The sequence below is a fragment of the Fodinibius halophilus genome (assembly GCF_011059105.1).
GTDB lineage: Bacteria > Bacteroidota > Rhodothermia > Balneolales > Balneolaceae > Fodinibius > Fodinibius halophilus.
Genome location: NZ_JAALLS010000006.1, coordinates 168,597 through 180,668 on the forward strand (window position 1 = coordinate 168,597; position 12,072 = coordinate 180,668).

Annotated in this window: 11 protein-coding genes; 8 read left to right on the forward strand and 3 right to left on the reverse strand. The window is 43.3% G+C overall.

All coding sequences use genetic code 11. The annotated features are described in order from the left end of the window. Position 1 precedes the first annotated feature (1 nt). Positions 2–3,241, reverse strand: coding sequence for an exodeoxyribonuclease V subunit gamma (gene recC / locus G3569_RS06590; RefSeq protein WP_165267310.1), 3,240 nt, complete (start codon positions 3,239–3,241; stop codon positions 2–4). Between the two features lie 519 nt (positions 3,242–3,760). Between recC and G3569_RS06595 the strand changes: the two genes are divergently transcribed. Continuing rightward, positions 3,761–4,381 carry a plasmid pRiA4b ORF-3 family protein gene (locus G3569_RS06595; protein ID WP_165267312.1) on the forward strand — a complete coding sequence of 207 codons (621 nt, stop codon included), beginning with the start codon at positions 3,761–3,763 and terminating at the stop codon, positions 4,379–4,381. A gap of 39 nt (positions 4,382–4,420) precedes the next feature. Here G3569_RS06595 and G3569_RS06600 read toward each other — a convergent pair whose 3' ends face one another. Further along, positions 4,421–4,711: a hypothetical protein gene (locus G3569_RS06600; RefSeq protein ID WP_165267314.1), complete on the reverse strand. Its 291-nt coding sequence runs from the start codon at positions 4,709–4,711 to the stop codon at positions 4,421–4,423. 108 nt (positions 4,712–4,819) lie between these two features. Here G3569_RS06600 and G3569_RS06605 point away from each other — a divergent pair, with 108 nt between their 5' ends. From G3569_RS06605 to G3569_RS06635, 7 genes are all read left to right on the forward strand, one after another. After that, entirely contained in the window at positions 4,820–5,956 is a 1,137-nt protein-coding gene (locus tag G3569_RS06605) for an adenylate cyclase (RefSeq protein WP_165267316.1), read from the forward strand. Then, positions 5,949–6,413, forward strand: a complete 465-nt coding sequence (locus tag G3569_RS06610; RefSeq protein ID WP_165267318.1) for a three component ABC system middle component — start codon at positions 5,949–5,951, stop codon at positions 6,411–6,413. Before G3569_RS06605 ends, G3569_RS06610 begins: the two co-directional genes overlap by 8 nt. Continuing rightward, positions 6,410–8,425 (forward strand): DUF3732 domain-containing protein, encoded by a 2,016-nt coding sequence (locus tag G3569_RS06615; RefSeq protein ID WP_165267320.1) that lies wholly within the window; start codon positions 6,410–6,412, stop codon positions 8,423–8,425. The genes G3569_RS06610 and G3569_RS06615 overlap by 4 nt, the downstream gene beginning before the upstream one ends. 58 nt (positions 8,426–8,483) lie before the next feature. Then, positions 8,484–8,879: a hypothetical protein gene (locus G3569_RS06620; protein ID WP_165267322.1), complete on the forward strand. Its 396-nt coding sequence runs from the start codon at positions 8,484–8,486 to the stop codon at positions 8,877–8,879. Positions 8,880–9,112: 233 nt separating this feature from the next. Next, positions 9,113–9,361 carry a hypothetical protein gene (locus tag G3569_RS06625; RefSeq protein ID WP_165267324.1) on the forward strand — a complete coding sequence of 83 codons (249 nt, stop codon included), beginning with the start codon at positions 9,113–9,115 and terminating at the stop codon, positions 9,359–9,361. 444 nt (positions 9,362–9,805) lie between these two features. After that, positions 9,806–10,036, forward strand: coding sequence for a DUF2188 domain-containing protein (locus tag G3569_RS06630; protein WP_165267326.1), 231 nt, complete (start codon positions 9,806–9,808; stop codon positions 10,034–10,036). A 2-nt stretch (positions 10,037–10,038) separates the two neighbouring features. Further along, positions 10,039–10,698: a hypothetical protein gene (locus tag G3569_RS06635; RefSeq protein ID WP_165267328.1), complete on the forward strand. Its 660-nt coding sequence runs from the start codon at positions 10,039–10,041 to the stop codon at positions 10,696–10,698. 291 nt (positions 10,699–10,989) lie between these two features. Here the strand turns inward: G3569_RS06635 and G3569_RS06640 are convergent. After that, positions 10,990–12,072: transposase (locus tag G3569_RS06640; protein ID WP_165267336.1), on the reverse strand; the 1,083-nt coding region annotated here is incomplete at its 5' end.

The window sequence follows — 12,072 nt, forward strand, 5'->3', positions numbered from 1 at the left end:
ATCAGCCCTCCTCCTCTATTATTGCTTCAAAATAAGGAGCCCAGAGGCTGCGGCTGTATTCCACAAATTCTTGCTCTTCAAAGGGATGCTCCCCTTCCGTTACCAGTTTATTATAGGGATCATCCCCTTCGCCGGGATAACCACCCCAGCCGGGTTCCCACTTGCTCACCGCTTTGGCGATGCCCTCGTCCTCCTCCTTATCATCCTGCAAAACGGCCTTGGCATAAGCGTAGGAGGATTTACAGAATATCGGCAGTGGCTGCTGCAGTCCCTGCCAGTAGTAGTCCAGCAGTTGTACCAGCAAGTTTTCGCTCTCGGATACCGGGGACAGCCGATGCTCTTCGAACGATCCTTCATTCCAGCTAAAGAGCATACTGTTGCCGGGATGATCGGCCGGCTTCCGCTGTTGAAACAGCAGGTGACGGATCCACCAGCCCACTTTATCCTTGGGGCGGGCCTTGCCGAAACGGTACTCCATCCGTGCCCCGCGGTAGATATCGGTGAGGGTGCCCGTAATACGAAAGTCACCAATATCGAGGCTCAGCTCGAGGTCGGCCAGCGGCTGCTCATCCAAGCGTTGCTGGATTTCGGTACCGAACTCTTCTACTTCCCGGGCCTTCTGGCGGAAGGCCTGTTCGCCGGTCCACCCTTCGGGCAGCATATCGCGGGAACGCATCACCTGCTCATAGGATTCGAGGGACTGCTCTTTCAGGAATCGCTGCAGCAGCGGCTGCCCTACATTATATTCAGCCAGCTTATCCAGCGCAAAAGGCTCGCGGTCTTCGGTGATGATATCTTCGTCGCGCAGGTAGATTCCGAGGCGGTTGCGGAGCAGGTATTCGGCGGGATGCTGGAAAAAGGAGATCAGATCGTTAACGGAAAGCTGCTTCCATTCCGCTTCGGCTTCGCCCAGACCCTCTTCGAAAAAGGCGGTGCCATTTTCTTCGCCGTTGGCCAGACTTCGGCTCAGCTCCAGCTGCGATTTCGAATAGCTGAAATGCTGTTCCCCTTCAAAATAGCGGGGACTAAAGGGCTGGAGGCGATGCTTGGTGAGCATATCTTCGGGACGCAATCCGTAGTGCTCCTGCAGGTGATCCAGAAACTCTTTGAGTACCACCGAGGGCGGGAATTCGGCATCCTGGCGGTTGCTCTGCCCCACAAAACTAAAGTAGAGCGTGCTGCGCACCGACAGCAGGTTTTCTAAAAAGAGATAGCGATCCTCTTCCGACTGTACCGGGTCGCCCGGCTGCGGATCGAGGTGCATAAGGTCAAATTCGATGGGTATTTTCGAGCGTGGAAAGCTGCCTTCATTCAGCCCGATCATCCCGATTACTTCAAAAGGAATAGAGCGCATCGGCATCAGCGAGCTAAAAGTGACGCCGCGGCCTATGCGTCCCCCGCCGGTGGTTTTCTCTTCGAGCTGATCGGCCAGCCAGCGTCGGACAATAGCAAAAGGAATCTGCTTGTTACAGCCACCGAGCTCCGTCTCTTCGGTGAGCCCGCTGATAGCATCACGAATGCGGGCAATCTCCCGGAAATAGTCGCGGTTATCGGGCAGAAAACGGTCCACGAGGGACTCCAACTGATGCTGCCACTGCTCCGGCGACCGGGCTTCCCGGCACCGCTTGTTACATTCAAACAGCTGGTTGAGCAGTCGCGAAAAGGTGCCGGCCAGGGCCGCGTCGTCCGAACTCTCAACCTCACCATAGGCGTAAATATGTTGATAGAGCTCGTCATCGGAAGACCGCATCATATATCCCAACAAAATACGCTGCAAACCCGCCTGCCAGGTAAAATGATTGCTTGGGGGCAGCCCCATATCGGCCTTACTGCTGCCATCGATGCCCCAGCGGATATTGTTATCGCGGATCCACTGCTCCAGCCTGTTGAGCTCTTCTTCGCCGTAGCCGAAGGCCTCTTGTATGGGATCGGAATCGAGCAGGTCGAGCACTTCGGTGATCTTAAAACGGCTCTCGCTGAGCTCCAGGATCTTCTGAAAAGCCTCGATAGCGGGACGCTCCCCCTCGATGCCGCGGTCGGCGATGGCATAGGGAATGGCGGGCTGCCCTTCGTCGGGGGTGCCAAAGACTGCCTCGATCATGGGGGCATAGGTCTCGATATCGGGCGTCATGATGAGTACGTCATCGGGATTGAGGTCCGGCTGCCGGTCGAAGAGCGAGAGCAGCTGATCGTAGAGCACCTCCACTTCGCGCATGGGACTGTGGCAGGAGTGCACCTGCACCGAGCGGTCGGCGGCGGGCACCTTCAGCTTGGGCCCCAATAGCGGACTGTCTTCTTTGAGGTCGGACTGTATAGCGGTTATCACCGACTGCCGCGGCTCGTCGGTGGTAGTGACCTCTTCCCAGTTCACCTCTTTTTTAATGACAGCATCGGACCGTACCGCTGCTGAAAACTGCTTCATAAAGCCGGTGCCCTCTGCGGACAGCGACTGCAGCAAGGGATTGACGAAAGCATCGCTTTCTTTCTTATCCGGATCGATGGTGAGATGATAGAAATAGACCTCCGTTAGTTTTGAGAGCTTCACCATCGTCTCAATAAAGGCGGGTGAGGCGGTGGAGACGCCAAAAATGGTGATACGGACGGGCAGTTCCTGGGTATCCAGTGTCCCGTTTTCGATATGCCGGATGAGCTGCTGCTGGAGCTCCGCCCGGTGCAGCCATTTTCCGTCGTAATAGTCCTTCCAGTGATTGGTGAGCCTGTTCCAGAGCTGCATCTGCCAGCCTTCGGCATCCACACTGCCAGTGGCCAGCTTCTTCTGCTCCCAGTGGTTGATCATATCGGGACGATAGATAAGATACTGGTCAAAGACGTCGGCAATTTTGGAGGCCAGCTTCCAGCTGCGCATGGCGCGCTGCTCGGGATCGGGGTCGCTGATATAGCGGCGGAGGTTGGGGAACTGATCCAGCAGCTGCTCGTCTTCAAAAAGCTCGACCAGGCTCCAGGTCATGGGGCCGCGGTCGGAGGGCAGGTCTTTTGGAATATCATCGTCAATACTTCGGATCAGCTTCCAGATGCGCTCGGAGGGAAATTCGAACTCCATATTGGCGGCGATACCCTCTTCTTGGTCGGCCAAGTAGAGCGACAGCCACTGCCCGATGCCGTGGTTCTGTACTACAAAGATCTCCGGCGCCAGCGGGTTCTCCGGCAAATTATCCTTCATCTCGGCACAAAGCCGTCGGGCTAATGGTTCTAATTCTGATCCGTAAAAAAAGTTGAGCATCCGCTTCCCGCTTGATCGGTGATCCGCTATGATTTGAACTGCTAGCAAAAACCGAAAAAAGCGGGTGAAAGTAAACCCCGTGTTTGGTTATTAGTTGTTGGTTAATGGTTATTTGTTAATGGGGATTGGTTGTTGGTTAATGGTTATTTGTTATTCGGTGTTTGTTATTGGTTGTCTGCCCTGGATAAAATTTCTCATTTGATAATGGGGATGGGGAGAGTTGTTGGCAAGCCTTCTTGTTAGTGAGTAGTGTTTTAGGAGGGCGTCGTGCATGCAAATATATGGGATGTATGTAACAAGTCCCCGGCACTTTGGAAGTGCCGGGACTTTGTTGCTAGGTTCTTCTTGGTTAGATGAAAAGGCAGGCTCATGATAAGGGGATCAGGGAGATGCGATTCGGCATATTATTATACTTTCCCTTTACCGGCCTTTTGTGCACCTTGCATCACTGAATAATGCCATCATCATTGGATAGCCTGTCGGAAAAATTATAGGTTAGGTTGCAAAATATAATTGCTTATGAATAATCAACAATCGAAAATATATCGGTTTAAAATTTCACTCCTGGATATTGAGCCACAAATATGGCGGATCATAGAAGTGCCCCAGGAATATACTTTCTGGGATCTGCATGTTGCTATACAAGACGCAATGGGTTGGCTTGATTATCACCTTCACAGTTTTGAACCAACGGTATCAGGAAAGTCGAGCCCCAAACCAATCGGTTTACCTGAAACACCTAATGACGACATGTTTTTAGCAGGTTGGACTATACCAATCAAAAAATACTTCGAGAGTAAAGGCGACACTGCTCGCTATGAGTATGATTTTGGTGATGGATGGTTACATCAAATTGAACTTTTAGCTATAGAATCTATTGAAAGTACTATCAGCTATCCCCGTTGCACTGATGGTGAACGGGCTTGTCCGCCGGAAGACTGCGGTGGCGTGCCAGGGTACTATAGATTGATAGAGATTATAGCTGAACCGAGTAATAACGAATATGAGACAATGAGACAATGGCTTAAAGGTCATGACGAAAAATATTTTCCATACGACCCTGATGAATTTGATCCGCAATCAGTTAATTTCCGGGATCCCCAGAAGAGATGGAATATAATAATGGGACTTGAAAGCTAAGCCCTTGGGGTGGTTTAGTTATTGGGGGTTAGTTATTGGTTAATGGTTATTTGTTATTTGGTGTCTGTTATTTGGTATGAGTTGATGGGGATTGGAAAGCCGTTGTTGTGGGCTGTCGGTGCGGTGGACTCCTCCTAAATTGGCTAAATTGGCCAGTGGAGAAGTGATCTTCTGATCGGCTTCTATTATGGAGCTTTCTTGGTGGGCGCGACATGAGCGCTTGGGGAAAGAGAAGGATTCCCTCCTGTTTGCCGGGATTTGGGTGGGCGGAGTGCTAATGGGGACGGCCTCTTCTACTCCAGATGGAGAATTAGATAACAAACTGGACATTGTGAGTTAATTATTCAATATTTGTTTAAATATTATAAGATCGGGAAAGTTTTTTGTAAAAAAGCAGGTTATCACCTACCGAAAAAATAATGATTTTAGGGAGTAAGTATGAAAGGAGGGCAAACTAAAAATGCAGCACTAACAACAACATTGGCTTTTCATTACCAAGTCCTAATTGGTCTTGAGCAATGTTTTGTCATGCAAGAAGGACAATCCGTCTGGTTCGAAAAAGATGGCGATGTCAGTTTAATAGGTGAATCAGCAAGAGAATCAAAGCAGACCGAGGTCAAAGATTATGCAAACGCTTTGACAGATAACCATGAAAACTTATGGAAAACTCTTAAAAACTGGGTTGCGTCTGAATTTAAGCATGAAGATTATGGTGCTTTGGTACTACATACAACACAAGAATTTGGAGCAAACACGTCTCTGAAGGAATGGAATAAGAAAAATGCTGAAGAACGGTTTAAAACACTAAAAGAAATTGTTAATAAAAGAACGAAAAAAGAACTAACCGCTAAAAAACCTAAGCGTATTGTCACTTTACAAAAGTTAGTCATGGGAACTGATGAAAAGCAATTGAAAGAGGTATTAGCTAAAATCGTTCTTTTTACAGAAACAGATGATGAAGAGGCCATCACATCTAAAATCTATAACCGGCTCGATGGTTTTATTCCAAAAATGAATCAGCCTTCTTTTATTGAAGCACTAATCGGCTTTGTATATAAAAAAGCCGATCAAGAAAAATGGGAAATCACTAAAAAAGATTTTGACTCGAAACGTGAAGAGTTAACGTCAATATATTGCCCCAGACCATTTACTATACCTACATTTTCACTCCGAGACGCAACCGAAGAAGAACTTGAAACACATGAGGATGCACTTTTTGTAAAAAAAATAAATAATATTGAATATTCAGAAGTAATCCCCGAGGCACTTGGGAATTGGATTGAACTACACAATTCATTAAATGAAGAATTAGATGGCACACCTCAATTCCATGCAACTGCGAAAAGGTATAAACAACAGTTAATAAGAAGATTTAAAAGAAAATACACTACTGCAAAACGCAAATCAGGAAACACAATACTTAAATCACAAGATTTGTATGATAAAGTTATTGATGAACAACCGTTTGGAATTAAAGGATATCAAAATCCTGATTTTGTTTTTAAAAACGGCTTAATTCATGATGCGATGGATGACGATGAACGGGATATAAAATGGAGAATTGAAGATGAGTAACATAGTAGATGCTTTGTACCAAACAAAATATAATCCTTTTAAGTATGGAAACTTTTTAGCTTCATTTTATTTAGAGTTAGCAAATGTTAAGAACAATATACTACTGTCACAGTTGGTTATACCACTTTGTAGCCATCACCTATTCAAACCTAAGATTGAAAATGCAGTATTTGGTGAAAAGAGAAGAAGTACTATTTGGACAATTTTTAAAGATAGAGTGCAATTGTATGATTTACAGGAACGGTTAGTAAAATTTGAAACGCTGACAGAACAGAGCTTCCAATATTGCTTAATTAATGATTGGCTAGAAATTGAACCTAAAAAACTTGAGGTAGTAGTCAGAAATGACTGTGAAATAAATTTTAAAACGGAAAGAAGTGCCGCAAATTTAGGGAAGTTATTTAGTAATCTTTCTGTAATAGAAATCTATTCATTTTTAGGAGTAAAACCACAATGAAATCGTTTATTCATGAACTAGGAGTTATAGATAAATTAGGGGAAACCCATCCTGTTTATTTTAAACAGGGTCTCAATGTTGTAACGGGTAAATCCTCAACTGGTAAAAGTGCATTGATAGAAATTTTTGACTATTGTTTTGGTAGTAGCGAATATACCGTTCCTAAAGGCATTATAACTGATAATGCCGCTCTTTACTACGTTTATCTTAATGTGAATGGCCAAAATATTGTACTCGGTCGTTTGCCCGACAAAAATAACAAGGCCTTTTTACGTAGAGAGGATAATTATTACCCTGATAAAATTTCGAGAGATTACTTTTCTGATTCTCACTTTATTCAATTGAATAAATTCAAGAAGCATCTCACGAGCTTCTTTTTAGATATTGATGATGTAGATACCTCTTTAACTGCCAGGAAGAATCGAAGATATAACAGAAAGGCCTCTACCCCTTCGATTCGCAGTTTTGTTTCTTTTATGATGCAGCATCAAAATTTAATAGCCAATAAACATGCTATATTTTATAGGTTTGATGAAAAACAAAAACGAGAACAGGTAATCGAACATACTAAAATATTTCTGGGTTTAGTAGATCAAAATTTCTTCCACTTGTCACAGGAAAAAGAGCGCTTATCTGGAGAAATAAACAAAATAAAACGCAAACAAGAGACAAATAGAAAACTAATTGAGAGTCAAAAACAGAAAATTGAACCAGTGCTTCGTCAACTTTATGCCTCAATGGGTTTCGATGAAGATCCTATCTCACTACAAGAAATCTTACGTCATCCGAATGATGCACAAGAAAGACTAGATGAAATAATACAGCCTGATAAAATCAGACCTTTATCTAATGCTTTAACAGAACGCCACATTGAGTTACAAAAAAAACTATCTTCTAAAACCTCTCAACTTCGCAAGCTGCAAAGGAAAGCGGGTTCTATCAACCAACACATAAATGCAGAAAAAGAGCTTTTAAAGAATGCCAAGGAATTTCAACCAAAAGAAACCATAAATATTGCCAAATCCGTATGCCCTTTTTGTCATACCGAACATGAGCAATTACAGCAACAAGCTGAACATCTGCAAAAGTCAATTTTAAAACTTGCAGACAATTTAAAGCAGGCAAGACCCATGCGGTCAAAATTCCAATCATTGCTTATTAAGACCAATCGACAAATGGAGGATTTAGGAAAAGAAATATCAGACATTTCTGATCAAATCGCTGAGATAGATAAAGCCGAAAAGGATTTGGAAGAAAAGGAAAGCTTATATGAAACAATTCTTGATATAAAAACAAGACTCTTTGTAAGACTTGAATCGTTAAATCTTTCTGATGATTTGGAACTTGAAGAAAGGTTGAAAAAAATAAAAGCGAGCCTAAAAATCGTAGAAAGTAACCTCAGAGAATATGACTATAAAGCTGGTTTAGAAAAAGCCAATAAAACTGTAAATCGTTTTATGGCAGAAATTGGTGAGGACTTTGAGTTTGAAGAAAGCTACAAACCTATTAACCTGCATTTCTCATTTGAGACATTCGATCTTTACCATTTAAATGAAAAAGGCGAAAAGATATTCTTAAGATCAATGGGAAGTGGTGCAAATTGGCTTTATTCTCATATTACTTTATTTCTAGCCTTACACAAGTACTTTGCTTCTCTTGGTGAAGCTTGTGCGATACCCTCAATTTTATTCTTTGACCAACCAACCCAAGTTTATTTTCCAAGTTTCAAATTTGATAAATCTGAGAAATTCGATAAGGAAGCAATTAAGAAACTTGAACCACGAGACGAAAATGAAAGGCAAATTGATGATGACATAATAGCTGTTGAGAATCTATTTACTCAACTCTCAATTTATTGTACCGACCTCAAGAAAACCAATGATTTTACACCACAAATTATTGTTACAGATCATGCTGATAATCTAGAGCTCTCTGATGGTACACAGTTTGAAACACTTGTTAAAGGAAATAGGTGGCGTAAAAGAGGGTTAATAGATCCCGTGCCTATTTGAGAAATAGCACCATAAAACTAAGGTACAAGAGGAGTTAAGTTGAAGGAATCAATGAAATATGAGTACTCAAGAAAATCCAGACTGGGAAACAACCGTACGAGAAATTAGAGATTATGCCCAAGAAGAATTCGATAAATTAATTGTTTATTTGTCTAGTGGTGGTTTAGTCTTGACGGTCGGTTTTGTGAAGGACTTAGTTGACTTAAATTCAGCAGTTTGGAAACCACTGCTAATTTTAGCTTGGACAGGTTTTGTTGCTTCTCTTTTTCTAATTCTCTCTTCTCATAAATCAGCTATTAAAGCAATGACATTAGAATTAGATAAAAAAGAAGAGCAAAGTGACGCTCAAGATGAAACTACGAGAAGTCTAAATTTTTGGTCGTTTACTTCCTTAATTATAGCTGTTATACTCTTTATAGTATTTATTACAATCAATCTTTATTTGTATGAGTGACAAAAATTCAAACCAAGAGAAATCCCCGGCAAAGAAAAGCAAAACCAAACCACCACGACCAAAGAAAACCGGAAAGAAAAACCAAAAACAGAATGAGTGATAAAAACAAAAACAAAAAAGATCCTAGATCTAAACAGAAATCTGGACGGCAAAGACAGAATAGTAAAACCAAACCCCCTCGGCCTAGTAAATCTGATCCTAAGCGACCTAAAGAAGATTAAATATTCATTGGAATGATTGAATTCATATGTAGTAATTTAAACTCTTTCATTTCATCTATTGGTCTTCTTCTCGATATTTTCGGTGTCTTCTTTGTTTTCCTTTATGGAGTACCAACGCAAATTGACGGAACTAGACTTAAATTTGTTCATGCTAATGACACTGAGCAAGATTTAAGCGAAGACCATGGAAAAGTTTCTTTCTTGGGGCCAATTCTTTTAGTTGTAGGTTTTAGCTTACAAATTGTTGGTTACTGGGTATAGGCTTTTTACTATGTAAGTCTTTGTAACATAGCCACTTCAAAAAGGAAAATATCAAGCAGCACCCTTAAAACGGGTAAGTCAAAACCTCCCTCCTGCACTACCGGCCGGCGAAAGCGGTAGCTGCCAGCACAACGATCTAAGATCTTCAGCCGGCATTATAGCTGGCGGTAGAAACCGAATGCTACAGGGAAAGCTCCCTTCAAGGGAGCTTGGTTGATAGCGGGATGCTTTAGCATCCAGCGGATTCAGTGTCATTCTTGCCCGTCAACTATTTATTAGTAAAGCTTGCACCGTAAAATTAATTCGAGACGTTGGTGACTGTCGATTGAGCAAAAGATCATTAATACATGGTATATATGATTAACATTAAGTTGAATAAAATGTAGTTTATACTTTATTTGTGATTATAGAACACATAACGATATAAACTGATAGGTGTTTATCATGGCAAAAAAAGCTAACCATGTAGTCCCATCAAAAGAAAAAGGAGGTTGGGCAGTAAGGAAATCTGGCTCTACAAGAGCTTCTAGATCGTTTGACCGAAAGTCAGATGCAGTTAAATATGGGAGGAAACTAAGTAAAAAAGAAAAAACAGAATTATATATACACAAAAAAGACGGCAGAATTCAAGATAGAAATTCATATGGCAAAGATCCTTTCCCACCTAAAGGATAATTATGGAAAAAGTTGACGAGTATGAAAAAAATGTATTCATAAACTGCCCCTTTGATGATAAATACTTTGACCTTTTAGAAGTACTTCTATTTACTATAACATATTTTGGATATAATCCTAGAATAGCCCTTGAAGAATCAGATTCTGGTATACCTCGACTAAATAAAATTATCAATTTGATACAGGAATCTAAATATTCAATACATGATCTTTCCAGACTTCAAGCTAAGTCTATTAATGAATATTATAGACTTAATATGCCGTTTGAAATGGGTTTAGACTATGGTCTTAGGAAGTTCACATCAGGATATAAAGATAAACGTTCGTTAATACTTGAGACTAACAAATATGACTATATGAAGGCCATTTCAGATATAAATGGTTTTGATATTAAGAATCATAATGACACCCCTATCAAATTGATTGAATGCTTAAGGGCTTGGTTCTCTGAAACAGTCAAGCTTAAAAAACTAAATGCCTCTACTAAAATTTATTCTGACTTTATAGATTTTAATACTGATCTCTTTCAGAAAAAGATGCTAAAATATTTTCCTGACCACAGTATTACTGAGTCCGAGAATTTTGCAAAAAAAGAAATTAAAGAAATGACTATGCCAGAATTTATTTTTGAAATAAACGAATGGGTAAAAAGTGATGTTTAATTTTTAAAATTTATCCTACTGATAGTCCTTTAGCCAAGTTGGGAAAGCTATCTATCCCCCTCCAAAAAGGAAAATACCAGTCAGCTCTCTCGAACGGGGTAATTCCTGCGCCGCCCGCCGGTGGAAGCGGTAGTTGGCAGCACAACGATCTAAGATCTTCAGCCGGCAATAATTGACGAGCACGGGAGTGCGAAAATGGCCACAATATTCCCCCTTCCAGAGGCTGTGAGAAAATATCGTTTCAACAGGGATTCCATAAATGAGCAACAGTTATGGTTATCTGCGTTCGCTTTAGGCGGTTACTGCTGTTCTTATCGGATTCCAACTGGCAACCTCTTCGATCAGTTCTCTGGTGGGGGCCAGGTTTGCATATCGTTTTATATTATAGCCGGCAGCATACAGGTTAATTTCGGTTTGCACCTTCCTGAGGCCTCGCAGCTTCAGCGGAATCTGCCCCATCCAGTGTTTTAAGGTGCCAAAGACATGCTCGACAATCCCCTTTCGCTCTTTGATGCGTGCTTGCCCGTACCGACTGCCTATTTGCCGGGCATAGCCAGCCCGCCACCGCGCCCCATGGAACACCGTCAGATTGCGCACCCCATCGGCGGCACTGGTGCACTCCGATTGCATCGGACAGTCCCGGCAGCTCGTCCCGCGATAGGTGTCGACGTAGGCGTCTTTGCTTTTGCGATAGCGGCCTTTGCTTTTGGGCTCCAGCCAGCGGCCGGCCGAGCAGCGGTAGCGATCGGTTTCGGGCTGGTAGGTAAACTGGACCGGGCGGTTCGTTACGGGCGCATCATTTTCGGGGATATAGCAACGTGTGGCGGTTTCGGTTTGAATCTGTTTTACGTCGCCTAAGTCGGTGTAACCGGTGTCCGCCAATAGCTCATCCGGGACGTGGCCCAGTTGGGTCCAGATGGCCTTGTGCATGGGAATAAGCTGCTCAAAATCCGTCGGATCGTTGGTCATCCTGGCGGCCACAATCATCTTGTATTTGTTGTCTACGGCCGCTTGCAGGTTATAGGATGGTTGCTTTCCGCTATGGGGAGCACGCATCAGGCGAGCCCCGGGATCGGACAGGGACAAGCGCTTGGCCTTGCTTGCCCTCAGGCGCGCTTTGGCGGCTTCCAGGGCTTCGATCTGCTCATGTAACCCGGCAATCTTTTCCATGATTTCCGGTTCTCCCATTCCTTCGGGCTGCCCATCTAACAGCTTCCGGGCATCCTCGAGGGCGTCATTACGATCCAGTTTGTTCATCCACTCCCGTAATTGTTGCCGGCTGCGTTCTATCCGTTTATCCAGGCGTTCCTCATCCGGGGCATCCCAGCCCGTATACGCCTTAAGCTTCGTCCCATCGATCGCTACGCGCTGGCC